This is a genomic window from Eubacterium sp. AF17-7, assembly GCF_003461285.1.
In the GTDB taxonomy this organism is placed as follows: Bacteria; Bacillota; Clostridia; order Lachnospirales; family Lachnospiraceae; genus Eubacterium_U; species Eubacterium_U album.
Genome location: NZ_QTWU01000017.1, coordinates 1 through 23818, shown reverse-complemented (window position 1 = coordinate 23818; position 23818 = coordinate 1). Strand labels below are relative to the sequence as shown.

The 23818-nt window shown below is 33.1% G+C and carries 19 protein-coding genes and 1 pseudogene; 4 read left to right on the top strand and 16 right to left on the bottom strand.

Annotated features, from left to right (window positions below; translation table 11 throughout):
* Nucleotides 1-4 precede the first annotated feature (4 nt).
* The 4 genes from DWW96_RS12180 to DWW96_RS12165 form a co-directional block, all read right to left on the bottom strand.
* Nucleotides 5-934 (bottom strand): sugar ABC transporter permease, encoded by a 930-nt coding sequence (locus DWW96_RS12180; RefSeq protein WP_022088810.1) that lies wholly within the window; start codon nt 932-934, stop codon nt 5-7.
* A gap of 3 nt (nt 935-937) precedes the next feature.
* Nucleotides 938-4027 (bottom strand): extracellular solute-binding protein, encoded by a 3090-nt coding sequence (locus DWW96_RS12175; RefSeq protein ID WP_117910606.1) that lies wholly within the window; start codon nt 4025-4027, stop codon nt 938-940.
* Nucleotides 4028-4103: 76 nt separating this feature from the next.
* Nucleotides 4104-5765 (bottom strand): hypothetical protein, encoded by a 1662-nt coding sequence (locus DWW96_RS12170; RefSeq protein ID WP_117910605.1) that lies wholly within the window; start codon nt 5763-5765, stop codon nt 4104-4106.
* 533 nt (nt 5766-6298) lie between these two features.
* A complete protein-coding gene (locus DWW96_RS12165; RefSeq protein ID WP_022088807.1) occupies nt 6299-7087 on the bottom strand; it encodes a hypothetical protein in 789 nt (262 codons plus the stop codon).
* A gap of 519 nt (nt 7088-7606) precedes the next feature.
* On the opposite strand from DWW96_RS12165, the gene DWW96_RS12160 reads away from it, so the two are divergent.
* Both DWW96_RS12160 and DWW96_RS12155 read left to right on the top strand, forming a co-directional pair.
* Entirely contained in the window at nt 7607-8329 is a 723-nt protein-coding gene (locus DWW96_RS12160) for a lysophospholipid acyltransferase family protein (protein ID WP_117910604.1), read from the top strand.
* Nucleotides 8330-8421: 92 nt separating this feature from the next.
* A complete protein-coding gene (locus DWW96_RS12155) occupies nt 8422-8859 on the top strand; it encodes a hypothetical protein (protein ID WP_022088805.1) in 438 nt (145 codons plus the stop codon).
* A gap of 195 nt (nt 8860-9054) precedes the next feature.
* Here DWW96_RS12155 and DWW96_RS12150 read toward each other — a convergent pair whose 3' ends face one another.
* Nucleotides 9055-9480 (bottom strand): DUF1934 domain-containing protein, encoded by a 426-nt coding sequence (locus tag DWW96_RS12150; RefSeq protein ID WP_022088804.1) that lies wholly within the window; start codon nt 9478-9480, stop codon nt 9055-9057.
* 285 nt (nt 9481-9765) lie between these two features.
* Between DWW96_RS12150 and spoIIR the strand changes: the two genes are divergently transcribed.
* Nucleotides 9766-10386: a stage II sporulation protein R gene (gene spoIIR, locus DWW96_RS12145; RefSeq protein WP_022088803.1), complete on the top strand. Its 621-nt coding sequence runs from the start codon at nt 9766-9768 to the stop codon at nt 10384-10386.
* A gap of 17 nt (nt 10387-10403) precedes the next feature.
* On the opposite strand, the gene ispE is transcribed toward spoIIR, so the two are convergent.
* The 8 genes from ispE to DWW96_RS12105 form a co-directional block, all read right to left on the bottom strand.
* Complete coding sequence (gene ispE, locus DWW96_RS12140) at nt 10404-11273, bottom strand: 4-(cytidine 5'-diphospho)-2-C-methyl-D-erythritol kinase (protein ID WP_022088802.1); 870 nt, start codon at nt 11271-11273, stop codon at nt 10404-10406.
* Between the two features lie 149 nt (nt 11274-11422).
* On the bottom strand, nt 11423-12982 hold the full coding sequence (locus DWW96_RS12135) for an SPOCS domain-containing protein (RefSeq protein WP_022088801.1): 1560 nt from the start codon (nt 12980-12982) through the stop codon (nt 11423-11425).
* A gap of 17 nt (nt 12983-12999) precedes the next feature.
* Nucleotides 13000-13413 (bottom strand): protease complex subunit PrcB family protein, encoded by a 414-nt coding sequence (locus DWW96_RS12130; RefSeq protein ID WP_117910602.1) that lies wholly within the window; start codon nt 13411-13413, stop codon nt 13000-13002.
* Between the two features lie 102 nt (nt 13414-13515).
* Entirely contained in the window at nt 13516-15249 is a 1734-nt protein-coding gene (locus tag DWW96_RS12125) for a phospho-sugar mutase (protein WP_022088799.1), read from the bottom strand.
* Between the two features lie 102 nt (nt 15250-15351).
* Nucleotides 15352-16350 carry a spore coat protein CotS family gene (locus DWW96_RS12120; protein WP_022088798.1) on the bottom strand — a complete coding sequence of 333 codons (999 nt, stop codon included), beginning with the start codon at nt 16348-16350 and terminating at the stop codon, nt 15352-15354.
* Between the two features lie 249 nt (nt 16351-16599).
* A complete protein-coding gene (locus DWW96_RS12115; protein WP_022088797.1) occupies nt 16600-17958 on the bottom strand; it encodes a CCA tRNA nucleotidyltransferase in 1359 nt (452 codons plus the stop codon).
* A gap of 10 nt (nt 17959-17968) precedes the next feature.
* Nucleotides 17969-18997 carry an AI-2E family transporter gene (locus DWW96_RS12110; RefSeq protein ID WP_117910601.1) on the bottom strand — a complete coding sequence of 343 codons (1029 nt, stop codon included), beginning with the start codon at nt 18995-18997 and terminating at the stop codon, nt 17969-17971.
* Between the two features lie 59 nt (nt 18998-19056).
* Entirely contained in the window at nt 19057-20508 is a 1452-nt protein-coding gene (locus tag DWW96_RS12105) for a PLP-dependent aminotransferase family protein (RefSeq protein WP_117910600.1), read from the bottom strand.
* 109 nt (nt 20509-20617) lie between these two features.
* Between DWW96_RS12105 and DWW96_RS12100 the strand changes: the two genes are divergently transcribed.
* Nucleotides 20618-21463, top strand: coding sequence for a pyridoxamine kinase (locus DWW96_RS12100; protein ID WP_117910599.1), 846 nt, complete (start codon nt 20618-20620; stop codon nt 21461-21463).
* A gap of 116 nt (nt 21464-21579) precedes the next feature.
* Here the strand turns inward: DWW96_RS12100 and DWW96_RS12095 are convergent, their stop codons facing one another.
* From DWW96_RS12095 to DWW96_RS12085, 3 genes and pseudogenes are all read right to left on the bottom strand, one after another.
* The gene (locus tag DWW96_RS12095; RefSeq protein WP_117910598.1) at nt 21580-21747 is read right to left on the bottom strand and encodes a FeoB-associated Cys-rich membrane protein; all 168 of its coding nucleotides are present in this window, start codon (nt 21745-21747) and stop codon (nt 21580-21582) included.
* A 153-nt stretch (nt 21748-21900) separates the two neighbouring features.
* Complete coding sequence (locus tag DWW96_RS12090) at nt 21901-22488, bottom strand: cytidylate kinase-like family protein (RefSeq protein WP_022088792.1); 588 nt, start codon at nt 22486-22488, stop codon at nt 21901-21903.
* Nucleotides 22489-23311: 823 nt separating this feature from the next.
* Nucleotides 23312-23818 (bottom strand): annotated as a pseudogene (locus tag DWW96_RS12085) (ketol-acid reductoisomerase); the annotation flags it as partial.

Sequence of the window (23818 nt, the reverse complement as noted above, 5' to 3'; positions counted from 1 at the left end):
CCTTTTAAAATTCATCTTTTTCAGTAAACAACTTATTTGCTACCTGGCTACAAATCCATACTAAAGCAAGTAATGCTACTGAGATTGCAGCTGCATAACCCATTTCATAACGTAAGAATGCATAATCATCAATATGGTTAGCAATTAACTGTCCTGAATAATCCGGTGTTGGGTTGGCACCTGCTAAAGCAACACCAATCCATCCCATGTTAAACGCATTTACAATCGCCATAACCGCACCGAATAACATCTGTGGTTTCATTGATGGGACTGTAATGTAAATGATTTCCTGTGCTCTGTTCTTTATACCATCCACATAAGCTGCTTCGTATAATTCCTGATCGATATTTAAAATACCTGAAAGCATTGATAAGAATCCAATACCCATTGATGACCATAATGATACGAAAATCATAATCGGCATAAAGTAATCTGATGAAATTAACCATTGAATTGGCTGATCAATTATTCCAAATTTCTGCAAATATGCATTAGCTAAACCCGTCTGATCACCAGAGAAGATTGTCTTCCAAATTACTGTAATCAAAACCTGACCTACCATTGAAGGTGTGTACATAGCCAAAGCATATACTGTTCTGATTCTTGGTGTTACCTGAGCAAGTAACCAAGCCATTAAGAAAGATAATATATATCCTCCAATACCTACTACAATAGCGTACAATACAGTATTAGGTAATACATACTTCATAAATACTTCATCACCCGTGAGCAATGTTATATAGTTATGTAATCCCGCAAACTTTGGAGCGTTAATTACATCAAAATATGTAAATGACAATCCCATAGCTATTATAATAGGAAGTAAAATAAATGTTATAAATAAAAGTGCATATGGAAGGAAAAGTAAAAAGATTTTAAATCCTTCGCCAGATGCGTGTTTTTTATGATTGCGCTCTGCTATTGTTTTAGCCATCTTTTACTCCTCCTTTTCCGGTGCTGCCGCATCCTGATTTTCTTTAATCCAATCGTAACCCTGAAGTTTGAATTTCTTAACCATCACTTCATCTTCATCGTAGTATCCAAGTTCCTGCATCTTACGAATAATTTCTCTGTTTACATCAACCTTTGCTTCATCGACTGCAACCTGTGCCGCTGTTCCATCGAATACCATTGTTGTCCATATATTTGAAATTGTTCTTTCAAGTAAGTACTGACCCGGTGTTCTTGTTACATCAGTTACATAATTCATCTGATTTAAAATAACCTGCTTATCAGCTTCATCCATTGGGTTAGCTTTTAAAGCTTCAATATTTGCTGAAAGCCAGAAATATGTCTTACCGTATGTAGAACGAAGTGTGTTTGTATATTCAACCTGAACATCCTGACTTGTCCACCATTTAAGGAATTTCCAAGCCTGTTCCTTCTTATTAGACGATTTAAATATAGAAGCGCCTGAACCATTTGCTACGAATGTTCTGTCTACATATTCATTTCCATTTTCATCAGTTCTCTTTGTTCCGATATATGGAGCAATATCCCACTGTCCTTCTAATTCCTGTGCACCATTGTTAATCAATGTGTAATCTTCCATACCAATAATACCAATTGGCAATGTAGAATATCTAAATGAATTAAAGAAGTTCTGTACTGATGTATCAAGTGAGTATTTTGTAAATAAGTCTCCTAATACCTGTAATCCTTTAACTGATTCTTTTGTATCAATACCTGTTGTTACAATTCCATCTTCATTCTGCTTGTAAAGCTGTCCGCCATTCTGAAGAATCATTGGAGCTGTCTGATAGAACCACTTGTAACCTGTTGTACCAAGAGAAATATTATGATAGAAATTCATACCATATCTCTGAAGTGTAGGTAATATTTCAATTAAGTCATCCCATGTATCAGGAACCTGAATTCCTAAGTTGTCAAATATATCTGTTCTATATGCAATAACGTTGAAATCTGTTCTTTCAGGAATAGCATAAACTCCTTCATTATATACATATGAAACAAAACTTCCTGTTGGGAATCTCTTTGACACTGACCAGAAATCATCAAACTGTGTCATATCATATAAAGCACCACGGCTTGATAAGTCAAATGGCACGTAAGAAGCAAGTCCTAATACCATATCAGGTGTCTTATCAGCTGCAATAGCTAATGTAAGTTTATTTACATCAGGCATTGTTGCAATCTTAACTTTAATTCCTGTCTGTGGTGTAAACTGTGTATCAGCCATCTTCTGAAGTAAATCTACGTGAGTAATAGCACCATTGTACCAAATCGTAAGTACGTCGTCTCCTGCCTGTTCAATATCTGTAGAATACTTAGATGAAGTAAATGTATTCATCAATGACTTTATTCCAACCCAGAGTGATCCACCAACCGAAGAGTTATTTGCTCCTAACTGGCTCTTATCACCATAAACATAAATTCTATCAAGTGTAATGCTGTTAGCTACAACTTCTGTTGTAAAGTTACTCATTGATTTTAATATTGAGTTTTCAGCTCCGGTTAAATCAGTTTTATGTAAAGCAATTTCATCCGGATATTTTGAAATATTCTTGATGAAAACTTCCGCCTGATCTAAATAAGTAAGAACTGCACCATCATTACCACCATCTGAATAATCCTGAAGCAAAAATCTTATATGCTGAATTAATGTTTCGTACGCATCAAGATAATCCTTAATCTCAGGAATGTATTTAGTCATTTTCCATTTTCTGTTTTTATCAATATTTGTACCTGTAATCTTTGTGATTTCAAGTTCAAAATCTGTCAAATGCTGTTCAATAAGTAAAGCATCTCTATACGCTTCCATAACAGGCTGGTTTTCCTGTTTAATCGTAATTGTATGTTCACCTTCTGTTAAATAGATTTCATAAGGAGTTCCTTCTTCATCAGCGAGTGTAAGGTTGTCCCAACCTGATGCTACATATGGAAACTGATAATTTTCTAATTCAGTAAATGGGACTTTTCCATCTATTTTAATTGTTTCAAAAGAACTGAATTCTTTCTTTTCATTTTTATAATGGAAGGCCAAGTTATAATTTCCTGTCTTAGCTACATTGAACTTATATGTAACTTCTGCACCTGCTTCTGACCATCCTAATGTATTTAATTTTTCATAATCGATGTTAAATCTTGTAAGTGATGAATTTGTGCTTGTTCCATAAATAGCACTTGTTGTATTTTTTGTATCATAATATACTGCGTCAATCTGAACATCTTCATCTGAGATATGTTTTTCATTGCTATGACTCTTAGCATAATCTTCGTATGAATCTGTGTCATCTTCTGCAGCTGCAGCAACTAAATCTCCAACTGCCAAGCCGCCTGATGAAACATTTTCGATTTCGATTGTATTTACGCCTTCTTCTAAATAGAAGCATAAAGGAGTTGTTGATGTATATGTATTATTATAAAGAGGAGATTCTAAATTCCAGTCTTTAACAACTTCCTGGCTTGGAGCCATTTCATCATTGTGACTGTCTAACGGAAATGTTTTAACTCCATCTTTATCAACTTCAACATCTTTATCTTTCCATGTAAGCGGTAAACTTATTGTATTCATTTCATTATACTTCTGTTCACCATCAATTTTAACGCTTACTGTGTAATTAGACATTGTGCTTCCTACTGAAGTGTAATCCAAATACAAATAGTACAATCCGCTCTTTTCAACTGAAATGTCATATTGAGCTACATCCTGATAATCTAATTCTTTCATCGGATTACTATTTTCTTTAACTTCTTCAGAAACATTTTCATTGTTTTTGTTCTGCTGATAATATTCTTCAGTTGATATTCCACCATTTACTGATGCAATATGTTTTCCTTCGCCTGTACTCAGAGAACTGTCAGCAATGAAATCTGTGTAATACTTTTCTGGTTGTGTGCCATCTTCTATATATGCATTGTTTAAAGTATCAAACGCCTTTTGTACTTCAGTAGCACTTGGATCTTTAACATATGTACCGGAGTTGCCAAGCGCAAACTTATATGCAAATATCGCTGCAACAATGACACATACAGCAACCAATCCGCTAATAATCTTTTTTTTCATTGTTGTCCTTTCTTTCTTGTTACAAAAGCGGAACTGCCCAAGTGAGTAGTTCCGCAATGATGTTAACAATCAGCTTTTATTTAAAATCAGCATCTGTGAATCCATAATATTCCTTTAAAGATTCCTTCAACTGTTCTGTAGCTGCTTCTAAATCTTTATTCATAGCTGTATTCCAGTCAGCCAATCTAGATTTTACATTGTCAACCCAGTCAGGGTCTGTCTGCCATGCGCCTGCTACATTTTCATCCCACATGTTTTCCCATTCATATAAACAGCTCTGTTTTTCACCATTTTCTGTAATTGATACTGGAGTTGTCTTATCTGAGTAATCCCATGTCTGTCCTTCTTTATATAAACGAACAACTTCTGCAAATCCAGGGAATTTTTCTGTATCTTTGTAAACTGCATGTGAATCGATTGAATACCAGATATCCATCTGTTCATCATATGCATCTCCAGTTACTACTGGGAATGTATCGTTCATAGCAGGTTTATATGATGTACCCTGAACCCATTCCTGATCTGCAATTGCCTGCTTAGCTTCTGTGCTTCCAGTCCAGTATGTTGCAAATGTGTAAGCAACTAATAACTGTTGTTTTTCTGAATCACTCCATTCAGCATTCTTATCATCTAACGCATAATTGTGTACACAGATTGGGTCAACTACTGTTCCTACTGTATTATCACAATATTCTGTAGATGGTCTTGGATAAATATCAAAGTCATCTGCCTGTACAACACCAAGTGTGCTCTTTGCATTAGGATCTGCTGCACTAGCAAGATACCAAGGATCATTTGAATCTGTTAATAATCTATTGTTACAGAAGTAATACCAGCTGTACTGACCACATTCCTTAGCAATTTCTTCTGAAAGATTTCCTGCACCTTCAGCAACGTCAACTGTTGTTTCAGCCCATTCAGGTACATATGTAAGCAAGTCTTTAACTGCATCTGAGTTAACATTAACTGTTCCATTCTCTAAGATGCTCTTATTAATATCTTCTGTTCCTGTTTCAATTAAACGTACAGGAGTGCTCTTGTCGCCCCAGAATGTTTCACAATCTGCTGACTTGATAAAATCTGTATATTCATCAATATCCCAATCAATATCAGGAACATCGATATTGTTTTCTGTTGCGAGTGATTTATTAACCCAAATACCCCAAGGAATTGAGTATGATGGCAATGCGCCCTGGAATCCCCAATAGTTCATTGTTGCCATAAGTGATTCATTGTATGCTTTGTATGAACTTTCATCTTTGTAAACTGATAAATCTGCAACTAAACCTTTCTTAATGTCATTAGGAACATCTGTTGATGCCCAAATATCAGGATATTTACCATGGTCTACTTTAAAGTTTTCAATTTCCTGATCCCATGTGTTTGTTCCGGCCTGGTTAGGATCACCTGATTTAGCAAAAAGGTTAATCTTTACATTAGGATATGTTTCATTAAACTTCTTAGCTACTGCATAAACTGCTGCAACGTTCTGTGCTTTAATGTCATCCTTTGTCCAATCCATATGTCCTATATCTTCATAATACTGACCATCACCTGACCATACCATGATTGATATGTCACCTTCTGCATCTTTGTTGAGGCCTGTGCTCATGTCTGCAGTATTATCTCCCTTAGAAGAACCGCCTCCATTTTTCTTATCGCCACAACCTGTAAAACCTGTAGCTCCTAAAACTACGCAAAGTGATAAAGCTAATGCTTTGCGGCTAAATTTTCTCATTATAACTTCCTCCTTCAAAAAATTTAAAAATTTCACCTACATTAGAATTCACATCGTGATTTCCTAATTCATATTCTAGCACACATATATGTACAAATCAACATAAAAAAACGATTTTACAAATCGTATTCTTGTATATTTTATACATTTTTGTTATTTCTCATTTTCCCAAACTTGTATACTTTGTTATTTAAAACCGTTTCATTTCTTTGTTAAATCATTCACAATTACTATATACAGACATTTTTTGTTGTATTTTTGCGATATTTGGTGGTAAAACCCTTTATTTATGCCACTTTCAGCCTTTTATTGTTTGTTATTATTTATTATTGTTTGTTATACACAATGAGCCAAATATATAATCACCGAAAAGTAGCGCAGCGGATTTGAGGTGGTTATTCATGACGCAGTCATGTGTATAACAAACTTTTTTTATTCGGCTCATTGTGTATAACAAAAAAAGATAGAGCAAAACCGCATTTGCAAATTTTGCTCTATCTTTTTATTAAATATTAAATTCAATTAATTTTTAATTAAGCTTCTTTTCTCTTCTTTGAAAAGATAACAACTACTGAAGCTGCTGCAATTGCAACACCTGCGCAAGCGATAGGTGCGAAATCACCTGTTGCTACTGCAGAAGTATCTGTTGAATCTGTTACGCTTGTGCTTGCTGTATCTGTTGAAGCACTTGTTGTATCTGTGCTGTCTGCTGACGCATTATCATTTGATGCTGTATCTGTGCTTGCTGCCTTAGTTGCTGCAAGTGAGTAACCTGTACATTTAAGCTCTGTAGCGTATGTAGCATCACCATCATTTGGTTTTGTCTTTGAATACTGGTAAATAGCTCCCTTTGCTTGATCTGTTCCCTCAGCTCTGTCACCAAAATCACCACCGATACCAAAGTAAATTGAATCAGCATCTACTTTAGCCTTGAAAGTAACATCATACTTTGTTGTTTTTCCAGCCTTTAACTGAATCCAATCACCGTATGCAATATCATCCTTTGTTGCGATTTTGATAAATACCCATTTATCACACTTGCTTGATGTCATATTAAACTTAAGCTGATATTCATCGCCTTTTTTAATCTTAAGGTTCTGCTGGAATACCTGACCTCCCCAGCATCCGCCCCAACCGATAGCGTCCATGTTAGCTGTCCAGCTTGTATCTGTTGAGCTCTTTAATTCACCATATGCTCCTTCATACCATCCTTCGTTCTGTCCGAAATAGCTTCCCCAGCTAGCGGCAAAACACGATGTTGTCATAGCAACTGTAAGTGCCATTGCTGCTACAGCTGCTGCAAATTTCTTTACTAACTTCATTTTAATCTCCTCCTATTTCATAGTGCGAAATGACTATTTCGCAAGTTAACCATAGTATATCACGCGCAATTTTAATATTCAATAAATAAAACCGTTTTTATGGGTGTTTTATACATATTCGCCAACTTTTCTGTCTTTACAATGTATATTATTACTAATAAATTTGTTATTTTAATACATTTTTCTCTTATTTATTCTTATTTATATTTAAATTGCATATTTTCCAACGCTTTTTTTGTAAATCAATCTTTTTTCTTTTCTTATTTTAATATTGTCTTTTCTATCTTATTAGTATATTTGTGTAAACCTAAAATCCACTTCATCTGTTAAAAGTGGCTTTCAGTTTTTCACTTCACGTAATATATTCGTTTTATTATCAAATATAGTGTATATTGATTTTTTCATTCTTTCCACTTACAATAATAAAAGGCATTTTTTTAATTGTAATATTCCAACTAAATATATTTGCGACTACAATTATACGAATGCAATAATGATATAAGGAGAATACTAAATAATATGATGCGACTTATTATTTTAGCCATCTTTTTGGTAATTTATTTAATCGTTTCTCTGCCATTTATGTTGGTTGAATTAATCATTCAGCAGTTTAACATGAATCTTAGAAGCGTAATTTGTTTAAAATGGGTACAATTTGGATTTTGGATTGTAATGAAAATTAGCGGTGTTAAAACCGAAGTTAAAGGATTAGAAAACATTCCCGATGATACTTCTGTTTTATTTGCATCAAACCACAAAAGTTACTTTGACATTGTTACTACATATCAATATATGAAACGCCCTACAGGTTACATTGCTAAAGCTGAAATGAAAAAAATTCCATTATTAAGTTGGATTATGTACTTTGTTAACTGTCTTTTTCTTGACAGAGAAAATCCACGTAAAGGCTTAAAGACAATTCAAAAAGGTACTGACTATTTACAAAACGGTGTTTCAATGTTCATCTGTCCTGAAGGAACACGTTCAAAAACTAACGAAATGCTTCCTTTTAAAGAGGGTAGTTTAAAAATGGCCATTAAAGCTAAAAAACCTATCGTTCCTGTTGGAATTATTAATTCAGCGGCAATTTTTGAAGAACATTTTCCAAAAATAAAACCGGGAACTGTAAAAATCATTTTCGGAAAGCCAATTGAAACAAAGGATTTAAGCAGACCTGAACAACGTGAACTTACTTCACATGTTCAGGAATGTGTAGCTAAACTTCTTGATGAAAATAAATAGATTCTTTAATTTACAACATATTTTTATATTATGTTGTAAATTTTTGTTTTAAATGCTAAAATATTGAAAGAATTTTATATAGGAGGTAAGTAATGAAGGCACTTACAATAACACTTATCGTAATAATTGCCGTTTTACTTGTTGCTTTCGTTGTTTTATATTTCTTAGGAAGAAAAGCGGAAAAGAAGCAGGCTGAACAGCAGAAAACTTTAGAAGCAAATGCTCAGACAGTTAATTTATTAGTAATCGATAAAAAGAAACTGAAATTAAAGGAAGCCGGACTTCCAAGTATCGTTGTTGAACAGACACCTAAATACATGAGAAGAGCTAAACTTCCAATCGTAAAAGTAAAAGCCGGTCCTAAGGTTATGAACCTTATTTGCGACGGAAAGATTTTTGACCAGATTCTTCCTAAGCAGGAAATCAAAGCTACTGTAAGCGGAATTTACATCACTAACTTTAAGAGAATCCGTGGTCCTGTATATGAACCACCTAAGAAAAAAGGTCTCTTTGGTAAGAAAAAGAAATAACAACTATAATAAAAAACAGATTATGATGTCATAATACAGTTTGCATAAAGCAACATTTAATCATTTGCTTTTGTAACTTGTGACAACATAATCTGTTTTTTATTCGTTTTTCAAGGATAGACGAAACCTAGCACTTTTCTCGATTTTTAAATCATGAGTAAAATCTAGCACTTTTCTATATTAGTTTCTAAATTTTTATTTTACTTTATTTTCAACTTTAATAACTATATTATTTGTTGAAACACTGCTTCCATTAATAAACAATTCATATTTAACTGTTGCTTCAATAACTTCATCTGATTCATCAAGCATCACAGCATCTGTTTTTGTTTCCATAAGGAATTCACCAAACATCGTACTGTAAATTGATTGATAAGACTTTTCTTCCTGAAAGCATAATTTTGAACTAATGCCTCCTCGTTTTGTAACTTCTACATATTCCGAAGTTATCTTTATCATATTTTTAATTGTCTTACCACTTTCTTCATCAATTTCATCATAAAGCAAATAATGTTTTCCATTTTTAAGATAATACTTTCCAGGTGTAATAACCTCTACATCTTCGTCGGTGTCTTCGGTAACTCTTAATCCTTTTATTGAAATAATTACTTCTTCATTCATAGTTTTTATTTATCTCTTTCTATTTTTTGTTCTTTATTTATCAAATATGTATATTTTTTTCTTTTTTGGGAACTCTCTATATAAATAATATTGTTGCAATAAATTATATTGCGGATTAATATATATCGTTTATTCTAACAGTCCGCAACCCCACTTAGATTTAAATTATTTTACACATAATTATTTTTTACTTTGCACATAGTTATTTATTTTTTATTTGGCACATAATTATTTATTTTTTTACTTTGCACATAGTTATATATTTTTTTATAGAGGAGTATTTACATGTTACATATAAATAAATTTTTTGTTTCTGTTATATTTGTTGTTTCTTTTTTTGCTCTTGCAATTATGCATAATTCAAAATCATCTAAGGTGCAAAATGACCTTAGCAATTGTGTTATCCGTTTCCATGTTAAGGCAAATAGCGATACCATTCCAGACCAAAATTTAAAATTGAAAGTCAAAGACAATGTTGTTGGCTATATGAATCAGCATTCTTCTGAATTCACTTCTTTAGAAGATGCCAAACAATTCATTGCCTCTCACGATAAAGATTTAAAGAAAATAGCTAACACTGTCATAAAAAATAATGGCTATGATTACGCTATATCTTCCTCATTTGGCTTAGATGATTTCCCGGTTAAAAAATACGGTGATATGTCATTTCCTTCCGGCACTTATCTTTCTTATACAATGTATATAGGAAGTGGAGAAGGTCATAACTGGTGGTGCGTTCTTTATCCACCTTTATGCTTTGTTGATGCATCTTCCGGTATTCTTCCCGAATCATCAAAAGAAATTATCAAAGAAAATATCTCCGAGGAAGATTATAGTTATATTTCAGAAGACAACACTGTTTTCCGCTTCAAATATTTAACGTTTTTAAATAAATTATTTAAATAAATTCCGTAAGATAAAGCTTAAATAAATTTTGTAAGATAAAGCTGACTCACAAACTCTTTTCCTGATAATGCATCCATTGATTGTTTAGCTTTCTCTTCATCATCATATATACCAAAGACTGTAGGTCCACTTCCACTCATTAACGCATTGACCGCTCCATTTGATTTCAAAATATCCTTAACCTTCTGAATAATTGGATATTCAGGAATTGTTACATCTTCCATTACATTTGCAATCTTTTCACACATTCCGTATAAATCACCTGCTTTTATAGATTCGATTATTCCATCTATGTCAGGATGATTTTCTATCTGCGCCGGGCGTATATGGCTGTAAACAAATTTTGTTGAAACAAATGCGTCCGGCTTTGCAATTATCACATAACACTTTGGCGGTGTAGGTAAATCTGTCAATATTTCACCTATGCCCTGCGCTCTTTTTGTTCCACCTACTATGCAATAAGGCACATCCGCTCCAAGCTTTACACCGTATTCCTGTAACTGTTCATCTGTAAGCCCTAATTGAAATAACTTATTTACACCTCTTAATACAGCTGCACAATCAGCACTTCCTCCTGCCATTCCTCCTGCTATAGGTATTCTCTTATTTATATGAATTTTAACTTTTGATTTTATATCATAAGCTTCCATTAATACTTTTGCAGCCATAAAAGCTAGGTTTCCTTTATCATTTGGCAAAATATCTGCATCCGTGCTTACTTCTATTTCATAAGTTTGCGTGCCATCTTCCCTTGATATTATTACATCATCATACACACCTACTGTCTGCATAATCATATCCAAATCATGGTAACCATCTTCTCTTTTTCTTATAACGTCAAGTCCTATGTTTATTTTTCCATAAGCTTTTAATTCAATTTTATCCATATTCTGTACTTAACCTTTCAAACAATCAAATACGCTTCTACTTACGCCATATCAGTATACTAATTTCTTTTACTCATTACAAGTTTACTTAGGCAAAAGTATTCTCCATATATTCATTAAAGATTTTTGTAAACAAAAGTATCCTACTTTTACTCATTACAGGTTTTCGTAAGCAAAAGTCTTTCTCCCTCTTTTATTCTGGAGTTTTCCAACTTGTTTACATTAATTATCTGTGTCATTGTTGTAAAATTAGATTTTGCAATATTCCACAGAGTATCATTTCTCTGAACTATATAACCAACTAAATCCGGAACTTCATTTAACATTTCACTATCATACTCTTTTACTTCAACTTCATTTATAACCTGCATATCACATTTTTTGAACACGATAGCTTCAAGTGCAACTACGGCTTTAACTTCAATTTCACTGCTGTTTACCATATTTGTATTTACCTGTTCTACGCGCCATTTAACATAGTATGAATCATCTTTACTTATGCCGTCTGCATCAATTCTGTGTTCAAATTCCCAGCTGTCTTCTTTTGCACAAACAGGTCTCTTGTCATCTGAAGAAATGTACATTATACATGCTTTCATTTTTCCTTTAGCCACGATTCCGTTATCAACAATTTCAATATTGTCTATTTTCAAATCTGCTGTACTGCTGCAAATCTGCAAAGCATTTCCTTTAGACTGATCAAGTTCAATTTTTTTTACTGTTTTTGTTCTGGATGCATTCTTCACAAGCAATTTTTTATAGCATACGTCTTTTAATTTTGTCTGTACATTTTTAGTTGGTGAATATATATCCATTAAAATTTCAGTTTTATTTTCCTTATAAAGTTTTATCTCTAATTGCAAAACTGCGTCTATCGAAAGTTCCCTATTTTCTCCCTCTTCATTTTCATTTAAATGTATTTTTCCATCCTGTAGCGTCACATTTATAAATGAAATTAAATCTTCTGTAGCTTCACTCATTTCCAAATTATCCTTAAAATCTACGGTTGTTTCTATCCACTGATTAGGCATATCTGCTTCCTCCGGCAAATACATAATAAACACATACATTTCACCGGATACATTTATCATTCCATCATTTACTCTTGATGTCACATTTTTAAGTTTCAACTCTTTCCATACTATTCTATCTGCTGCCGGCTTAACTCCCGGTATATACACGCTTTCTTTTATGCGTATGTTTTCAGTTTGTTCAGCAACTACGGACATTGTTTCTACCGTATCATTTAATACTTCCATCCCTCTACTGTTTTCCATCTTATCCGGAAATTCTATGCTTTCAAGCCCTTCTGACACAGCTGAAATCAAAATTTCTGCCCTTAATGCAAATTTTCTAGAGTTATATAGTTTCACATTTGAACTATCAACTTCCATTTTCACATCAACAATACTATTTTCATCTGTGTTTCCAATTCTTAATGTTTCCTCAAATGGAATTTCTCCCTCTATTCCATACACCATATCTGAATCATTTGTATAATACAAAATATTGTAATTTATGTATCCATTTAATATGACCTGGTCAGTTTCGGGTGTAACTTTATCCAATTGAATTTCTGTTTTTTCCCTTACAATATTGTAAATTTCCGGAAAAACCTCTGATACATTCACTTCTTCATTTACATACATTTTGTTAGCAGCCTGCCCTGCCTTATTTCTCAAATATACATTATTTTTAACTAATTCCATATGCCCTCCCATTATTTTTATTCTGCGAATATTATATTTTTATTCGTGGATTCTATTTTTATTACTATGTACGGAAATGTTTCTGATTGTATATTTGAATATTCTTTAGGACCTTTAAATTTAGTTTGTACATATATTGAATTTGTTGTTTCATATAGTTCCTTTAAAATAATTGAGTAACCCTGATAATCCTGCTTTCCATATCCTATAAGAATATATGTGTATTCAGGATCAGTATAGGCCAATTTAAATTCCGAGCCTTTCTTTTCATCTATTACTTTCTTTACTTCCTGTGGTATTTCATTTTCAGGAACAATTGTGTATTCAACATCCTTCGTTTTTTTGCTGCTTATTTTTTCTATTTTACAGGAGCATAAGCAAATGCCCACCAAAATAACAGTAAATGCTAAAACCATTCTACATTTTGCCATAAAAAAAGCACCACAATAATTCTTATTAAGAATATATTATAGTGCTTTTATTTTTATAACATAAATTAGTCTTTACAAATAAATATTAGTTATATTTACGGCTTAAAGCATTGAGTTAACCATATCGAGTAAATATTTGCCTAGCTTATCAAGTTTCTCCTGTGCATCTTCAAAACTTGTACCCTTTACACCGTAATAGAATTTCAACTTAGGTTCTGTTCCTGATGGACGGATACATACCCATACATCATCTTCTAAATCATAGTAAAGTACGTTTGACTTAGGTAAACCTGTCTTAGTTGTTTTTCCTGTTACCATATCTTTAATTACATCTTCTCTGTAATCTCTTGCTGAAAGAATCTTAAGTCCGTCAAATTCTGTTGGAACGTCTTTTCTTAATTTTTCAAGAGTATTCTGAATCTTTTCAATTCCTTCTTTACCCTTTAATGTTAATGACTGTACTCCATCCATGCAATATCCATATCTTTCGTACATTTCAATCATCTTATCCCATAATGACATTCCTTTTGACTTATAATAAGCTGCTGCTTCGCAAAGTGCCATTGATGCAACTACTGCGTCTTTATCTCTTGCATGAGTTCCGATTAAGCAACCATAGCTTTCTTCAAATCCAAAACAGTAATGTCCTTTTCCTGTTGTTTCAAATTTAAGAATCTGTTCTCCGATGTACTTAAATCCTGTAAGTACTTCGATAAGATTTACTCCATAATATTTTGCAATTCCATTTGCAAGATTTGTTGTAACAATAGTCTTAATTAAAGCTCCATCTTCAGGTAATGTTCCATTTTCCTTCATCTGGCTAAGTTCATATTCTGCTAATAAGCATCCTGACATATTTCCTGTAAGTACATGATATTCTCCTGGTTTATCACCTTTTACATATACTCCAAGTCTGTCTGCATCAGGGTCTGTAGCTAAAAGTAAATCTGCTCCTACTTCATCACCGATTTTCTTTGCAAGCGCAAAGCATTCATCAGCTTCAGGGTTAGGGTAACTTACTGTTGGGAAATTACCATCAGGTAATTCCTGTTCTTTTACTACGTATACATTTTCAAATCCTAATTCTTTTAACACACGTCTTACCGGAATATTTCCTGTTCCGTGGAGTGGTGTATAAACAATCTTGATATCTTTTTGCATTTCATCTATGCATTTCTGATTCTTTACCTGTTTCTTTAATTCTGCAATGTAAGGATCATCTACATTTGCACCAATCTGTATGTATAAACCATCAGCAATTGCCTTTTCTTTATCCATTGTCTTACATGCTGAATAATCCGCAACTGCCTTAACCTCACTCATAATTCCTGTGTCATGAGGTGGTGTAATCTGTGCTCCATCTTCCCAGTAAACTTTATATCCGTTATATTCTGCCGGATTATGGCTTGCTGTCACATTAATACCTGCTGTACATCCTAAATATCTAACTGCAAATGATAATTCAGGTGTTGGTCTGAGACTTTCAAAAACGTAAGCCTTGATTCCATTTGCACAAAGACATAAAGCTGCCTCATCTGCAAATTCAGGTGACATATTTCTTGAATCATAAGCAATTGCAACTCCCTTGCTTCCCTGTCCCATCTTATTGATGTAATTTGCAAGTCCCTGAGTTGCCTTTCTGACAACATAAATATTCATTCGGTTTGTGCCGGCTCCAATAACTCCCCTAAGCCCTGCAGTACCAAATTCTAAATCCATATAAAATCTGTCTTCAATTTCCTTTTCGTCATCTTTAATAGCCTGAAGTTCTGCCTTCGTAGCTTCATCAAAATATGGATTATTAAGCCATTCGTTATATATATCTTTATAGCTCATGATTTCTCCTCCTACTTCCTCAATCTCTTCCTACAAAGTTCGAACTTATTATAATACAAAGATACCATAAAATAAATAACAATTTAGATAAAAAAATATTTTTTATTCCCATTTTTTCTTAAGTTGTGCTATAAATTGCTGTCTTTTTTCCTCCTGAAATTGAAATTGTTTTAGTTTCTCCTGATTTTTATCTGAACTCCATGCTTTATTTGAATTAAAATAGTAATTTATAATTTTCCAAAACTTTTCCGGATACACAAAAAAACTCCATAATACACGAATTTTTTCTTTGGTCAGATTTACCTGCAAAGAATATGTATCCATGACTTCCCATGCAAGTTCTTCATCCCATTCATTTTTTTCCATTATCTTTCTTAAATATCCGTAAAAGTCATATAATTGCAATCCATATCCAAATTTTTTCATATTAATAACAATCGTTTTTCCATCTTCAAATAGAACGCTGTGATGATTAAACACTCCATGGCATACTGATTTATTAGCTATAGCCTCTTTATATAACTGCTCATATGAACTATTTTTCAGTTCCCATATTCCCTGCTCACCCTGCCTGTAATATTTGCCAATTTCCACCTGAAGGTCAAGCTCAAATTTAGACTTATTTTTCCTTTTATTAATATAATTTCTTACTTTTATTATTTCCCTATTATGTCTTTCATAGACGTTTATTATATTATCAATATTATGTAAACTATATTCATCATTCCATAAATCGTAGGTATTTTCGGTTATGCTATGGAACTTTCCTAAATTACTAACAGATTTCATTATATCTGTCTTTAGCGATATATCACACTCTCTGGCATTAAACCATTTTTTTAAGATATACGTATATCCGTCTATGCTGACCGACACATACTTGCCTTCCTTATTTGGAATAGGATAATCGCAGCACAACCCATTTTTCTCCAAATACGTACCTATCAAATTATGGGTTCCTCCCTTTTTTTCGCCATCATTATATTCCTGCAAAATATATATGTCTTTTTCCGTGACACACCCATAATTTCCCTTTGTTCTAAATATCTCCTTTAGATTAATTTCATACTGCTCTAATACAGTTAACGATTTTTCATTCATACAGCCACCTCTCAATACCATATTCTGTTTATCTGGGACTTTTTCTTTTTGTTTCAGATAGTTTCAGCTTTTTTATACTATGATATTTTTGGTTGCGATATTCCTAAGTATTAAATTCTTCAGAAGATATTTTAATTTTTTGTAGCAAATTTTTTCGTTGTCAAAACTTTATTCGCTCTATTTTTATACATTAAATTCTAAGACGGTTGCAATGCAAATCCAGAATATGAAGCTGGAAAATTTTTCTTTTTATGCATTAAATTTTAAAACTAATTCTCGTAATTTTTCATTTTCATTTAACTGAGGATTTTCTAATACCATGTCTAATAGTCTGTCAAATATATCTCCAATCTTTGGTCCCGGCTTTACACCCATTTCTATCATTTCTTTTCCGGTTATATTTAATTCTGCTGAACAGGTACACTGTTCTTCATCTACTATTTTGTTAAATGTTTCTACAACATATAAATAATCATCATAACCTTTTTCACGTCCATATTCGCTTTTTCCTGCAAAATCTGCATTTACAAGTTGTAAATACAATGGATATATGTCTTTTCCTATTTTATGCACACTTCTCCTTACCTTTTCTTCACTTCGTCCATGCTCCACAGGGCGATCATCGTGGCAGGCAACAAGTCTTTTTACCAGTCCAATCGTCTTGTTATCCATTTTCAATCTACGCATTATTTTATTTGCCTTTTCCACGCCTGCTATAGCATGTCCTTTAAAATGGCTTCTCGTATCAAATGTATGTACATCCGGTTTCGCAACATCATGAAGCAATGCTGCAAATCTCATAACTCTTGTTTTTTCAACATTTTCCATTACTTTGATTGTATGTTCTCCAACATTGTACATATGATATGGAGTATCCTGTTTGCATTCCATCATTGCATCAAACTCAGGCAATACGACCTTTGTAATTCCTAAATTATATGCTTCAATTAATTTGTCAGGATTATCTGAAAGAATAAGTTTTTCTAATTCAGCACAAATTCTCTCTGCACTTATTTTTTCAAGAGTCGGTGCAAGTTTTTTTATTGCTTTCTCAGTTTTCTCCTCAATCTCAAATCCAAGCTGTGCTGAAAATCTTACTGCTCTAAGCATTCTTAAAGCATCTTCCGTAAATCTTTCTTCAGGATCATTTACACATTTAATAACCTTTCGTTGCAAATCACCTATTCCGTCAAATGCATCCACAACTCCGTATTTTGAATTATACGCCATGGCATTTATTGTGAAATCTCTTCGCTTTAAATCCTCAATCAGATTTGTTGTAAATTCAACTGACTCAGGATGTCTACTATCCTTATATTCCCCATCAATTCTGTATGTGGTAACCTCATAGCCTATATGTTTTAACATTACAGTTACCGTGCCATGCTGTAATCCCGTATCGAGAGTTCTTCTAAAAATTTCTTTTACTTTCTGTGGAAGCGCTGACGTTGTTATATCCCAATCTTTTGGTTCTCTCCCAAGTATTGTATCTCTTACACATCCGCCTACCGCAAATGCTTCATATCCGTTTTCTTCCAATTTTTTTATTATAAAATCCACATCTTTTGGAATATTCATTTTTATATCGTTATTACATTTATATTTCATTTATACACCTTCATTCTGTCATTTGTTGTATTATCATATAAGCTATCGGTCCTAAAAATACTCCCAATAGTCCAAATATTTCATATCCAATATATATACATACAAGGCTGGTAAGAGGTCCTATTCCTGCATTATCACCTATAAGCTTAGGTTCTAAAATTTCTCTTACAAAATAGCATATTATATAAACAACAGCTATTACAAGCCCTTTTCTTACATTTCCAATTATAAAATAACCAACTGCCCACGGTATCATTATAATTCCAAGCCCAATCAAAGGAAGTGCATCTAACAGTCCCACTACAATTCCAAGTATTAAAAAATATGGATTTTTAATCAGTGCAAATCCAATACTGCACAATGTACTTGTTATAAGCATGATAACTAACTGTGCTTTTATATATGCTCTGAATATTATAGACATTTTACTTTTTATTTTGCTAAGCTCATTATAGAAAAATAGCCCTTTTATTTTTTCTTTTATATCGCTTTTTTCCACTACATAAAAATATGCCGCCATTACTGCAACTATAATCGCTGCTATAATTTCCACTGATACAATCACAACGGATTTAGAGTTTGACATTATTTTAACAAACACATTTTTCTTTGCTACTTTTGATACTTCATCCATTCCATCGCACATTGTCTGATACAAAAGTCCGTTATTTATCCTTAATCGCTTTTCTGTGTTACAGCAAATTTCTTTTATACCACAGTCTAAATCATTTTGAAATTTAGGCCAGCTTACGACCAAATTTTGTACCTGTCCTAATAACTTGTTTATAATTAACGCTAGCAGTACAAAAATTAAAATTACTATTACTACAAGTGAAAATATTGCCGCTACCTTATAATGAAACTGCAATTTTCTATTCAAAAAATCTGATAGTCTGCACACTAACTCTCCTAAAAAATATGCTAACACAAAAGGCCAGAACAGCGGCAGCAAATATTTTATCACCAGTATAACGCCTAATGAAACCGCAAATAATTTTATGCATTTTCTTATATTTTCATTTTGTAGCAACTCTTTCATACAAAACCTCACATATCCATACTATTTTCAGTATGAACATTTATGAGTTTTTTAAACTATTACGTATCTTTTTCTGCTGTAAATTTTAAGGCCTGTTCTATTATTTTAAGAGCTTCAACCATTTTACTTTCTTCTACTTCTGAATAGTTAATTATAAATTTATGGCTGAATTCTTTTCTAAATTTTTCATTAATAACTTCATCATCATATTGATAACAATAATCTGTCAGGCACGAAATGTTAATAAGTTTATCTTTTAAATACTTTTTAAAGTTTTCATCATCAATATTCTTTTTTATTCTCAAGATAAAATGAAGTCCTGAGTTTTCTTCTTCAATGGAAATCTGTGGATATATCGAAGAATTTCTTATTGCCGTAATAATTTTATTTCTGCTGTCTTTATAATAATTTCTCATTCGGTTAATATGTCTCTCATAGTAACCACCTTTTATAAATTCTGCCAGAGTATATTGTTCAAAGCTTGAAACCGTACTCGAATAAAAATCTAATTTTTTTGTATATTTATCCATTAATTCAAATGGCAACACCATATATGCGATTCTAATTGATGGTGCAAGTGTCTTTGAAAAAGTATTCATATAAATTACTTTTTGATTTTTATCTATACTTGCCATTGTAGGTATTGGTTTTCCTGAAAATCGAAACTCACTGTCATAGTCATCTTCTATAATATATCTTTCTCCCATATTTGCCCACTCTAAAAGCTGATGTCTTCTTGCCGCAGGCATTACCTTTCCTGTAGGGAAATGATGGTTTGGTGAAATATGAACTATATTTGCATCGCTTTTTTCTAATTCATCTATACTTATTCCCTGATTATCCATAGGCAAATGTATAGTTCTTACACCATTGCTTTCATATACCATGCTTATCTTTCGATATCCGGGATTTTCAGTGGCAATTACTGAATCTCTTCCTAAAAGCTGAACTATAAGTCCATACAAATATTCTGTTCCGGCACCAACAATTATCTGATTCGCCAATACAGTCAGTCCTCTGAACTCACGTAAATGCTTTGCTATCGCACTTCTTAATTCCCATATTCCATTCCTTGATGGTGTCATAAGAAATGAGTTTTCCTCATCTAAAAGTTTCTGCCTCATTATTTTTGACCATGTAGCAAACGGAAAACTGTCATACCTTACATGATTTGAATTAAAATCAACTATCCACTTTACTTTCTCAGGCTTATTAATTTTGTATTCACTAACATTTTCTGTTACTTCCTGATTTTCAGATATCTGATTTGTAATCTCATTTGCAAAATATCCTTTTTTCTCAACTGCGCGAATATACCCTTCTACTAAAAGCTGTGCATAGGCATTTTCTACGGTTATTACGCTTATATCATGATTTTTTGCCATATTTCTTTTTGAAGGTAGCTTCTCATCTGTTTTTATTTTTCCCGATACTATGTCATCCTTTATACATTTGTACAAATATTCGTACAATGTGAGCGTTCCTCTTTCATTTAAATTATATGTCAGCATCTTTTCCCCTATCTGGTGTTTTAAATAATACAAATTTAGGTCTTTTCAATAATACCATAAGTGGATTATAATGTAGAAAATTGCTTTTGTAAACGGAGGAAAATATTCTATGAAAAGAATTATGACTATACAGGATATCTCTTGCATTGGGAAATGCTCTCTGACTGTTGCCTTACCCATAATTTCTGCTATGGGCGTGGAAACTGCCATTGTTCCTACTGCGGTCTTATCCACGCATACTAATTTTTCAAATTTCACATTTAGGGATTTGACTGAAGATATGCCTTCGATTAAAGATGTATGGGTTAAAGAAGGTTTTAAATTTGATGCCATTTACACAGGATATATCGGAACGCTTGAACAAATTGACATTGTTTCTGATTATTTTAAAACATTTAATAATCCGCATGGTTATATCATTGTAGACCCGGCAATGGCTGATAATGGGAAGTTATACACAGGCTTTGACATGGCATTTGCTAAAAAAATGACTACTCTTTGCTCTGATGCAGATATTATTCTTCCGAATATATCAGAAGCCGCATTTATTACTAACACTCCATATCCCGGGGAAGACGCCTCTGTAGATGAAATTAAAGCTATGTTACTTAAACTTGCTAATCTAGGTCCGAAAATTGCAGTTATAACAGGTGTACATATTGAACCTAATCGTTTCGGATATATTGGATACAATACTGAAAGTCAAACTTTTTTCAGTTATTCTACCAAGGAAATTGCGATTAAATCCCATGGGACCGGAGATGTTTTTGCTAGCACAGTTACCGGTGCATTGATGAATGATTTTTCTATTGAAGACTCATTAAAAATTGCCGCCGATTACACCTGTAAATGTATTGAAAACACTTATAACGATAAAAATGCTGTAACATACGGAGTTAATTTTGAAGCAGAAATTCCATACCTTTTAGAACTGGTTGGGAAATCAGTTTCATAAACAAGTTCTTATAATATTACAGTACACAACAAAAACTCTCCTTTAAGCATAGGATTAATTTTCGCCTATTCGCTTTTAAAAGAGAGTTTTTTTATTCTTATAAGGAAATATATTTTTTACTGTCCACCATGGCTACAACCGCTACATCCGCTACAACCACTGCATCCGCTACAGGTTTTACCATTTTTCTTGTCTTTTCTCATCGACCATACTATAAGAGCTACTATTGCTATTAAAATAACAGCTACAACAATTGTTCCGATATTTTCTACTATAAACGGCATTCTAATCACTTCCTTTAAATAATACTAACGAAAAAGGCTTAATCGGGAAAATTAAGCCTTTCTCAGTTCTAATTATACATAATGGCTTGTTAGTTCTACCTAACTGCAAGTTAGTTTATACTAACTAGAGCCAAATGTCAATAGTTTTTAGTATTATTTTACAAGTTCTTCGATAATATCTACGCACTTATCAATTCCGAGTGTTCCTGTATTTAAAGAAATGTCGTAATTATCACATACGCCCCAATCCTGGTCTGTGTAATATTTGTAATTTATTTTACGCTTTTTATCTTTTTCTCTTAAACGTTTCTCAGGTGATTTATCTGTCTCACCATATTCCTTAACAATACGTTCTGCTTTAAATTTTTCATCTGCATGAATAAATACGTTGAAGCAATCATCTCTGTCCCTCAAAATAAAGTCAGCACATCTTCCGACAATAACACAAGGTCCTTTTTCTGCCAAGTCCAAAATTATCTTTCTCTGTGCATTCCATACATAATCATTTATAGATATTCCGTTCACATCTCTTCCTACAAATGCATATGAGAAAATACTTTTAGTTGGTGAGTGTTCACCCTGCTCCTTAATAAAATCCTGAGAAAATCCTGTTTCTTCATGTACTTTTTCAATTATTTCCCCATCATAAAAAGGAATATTAAGTCTCTCTGCAAGTTTTCTTCCAACTGTTCTTCCGCCGCTACCAAATTCTCTACTAATTGTAATAATATTCTTTTTCATAAGCCACGTCCTCCTCGTTCATTTGATATATAAATTATATCACAATTTCGCATTTTTTGTGCAATTAATCATTACAAAATCATGCAAAAAACTGAAACTATACCGCTTGATTTTTGTATTTTTGTTATGCACACGGCTTCGCCTTGTATAACACTTCGAATCCGCTTTGCTTCTTCTCAGTGATTATACATTCGCCAAATTTTTTCAGTTTTTTTTGCCAGCAAAAAACTGAAACTATACCGCTTGATTTTTGTATTTTTGTTATGCACACGGCTTCGCCTTGTATAACACTTCGAATCCGCTTCGCTTCTTCTCAGTGATTATACATTCGCCAAATTTTTTCAGTTTTTTTTGCCAGCAAAAAACTGAAACTATACCGCTTGATTTTTGTATTTTTGTTATGCACACGGCTTCGCCTTGTATAACACTTCGAATCCGCTTCGCTTCTTCTCAGTGATTATACATTCGCCAAATTTTTTCAGTTTTTTTTGCCAGCAAAAAACTGAAACTATACCGCTTGATTTTTGTATTTTTGTTATGCACACGGCTTCGCCTTGTATAACACTTCGAATCCGCTTCGCTTCTTCTCAGTGATTATACATTCGCCAAATTTTTTCAGTTTTTTTTGCCAGCAAAAAACTGAAAAAACTTGGCTCATTGTGCATAACAAAAGAGCGACAACCGTAAATTTTAAAATTTACAATCATCGCTCAGTTACATATATCATGGAGTCATTGCGACTCTGTCAGGGGACAGCTGTCTGCCCCGAGCAAATTCTATGTAATTATATAATCTCAATTCAGTCCGACATTCTAAATCAATCTTAGTTATTGATTAACTTGTCTTCTTCATTATTCCAGCTGTAAAGTTTTCTGATTTCCTGTCCAACTTTTTCTGATGGATGTTCTGAAGCTAACTTTCTCATAGCCTTGAAGTGTACCTGACGTCCTGCCGGTGACATATCAAGTAAGAATTCTTTTGCGAATGTTCCGTCCTGAATGTCGCTAAGTACTTTCTTCATTGCTTTCTTTGTTTCTGCTGTAACAATCTTTGGTCCTGTTACATAATCACCATATTCTGCTGTATTTGATATTGAATATCTCATTCCTGCAAATCCTGACTGGTAAATTAAGTCTACGATAAGCTTCATTTCATGGATACATTCAAAGTATGCGTTTCTTGGATCATATCCTGCTTCGCATAATGTTTCAAATCCTGCCTGCATTAATGCACAAACACCACCGCAAAGTACTGCCTGTTCTCCGAATAAGTCTGTCTCTGTTTCTGTTCTGAATGTTGTTTCAAGAACTCCGGCTCTTGCTCCACCAAT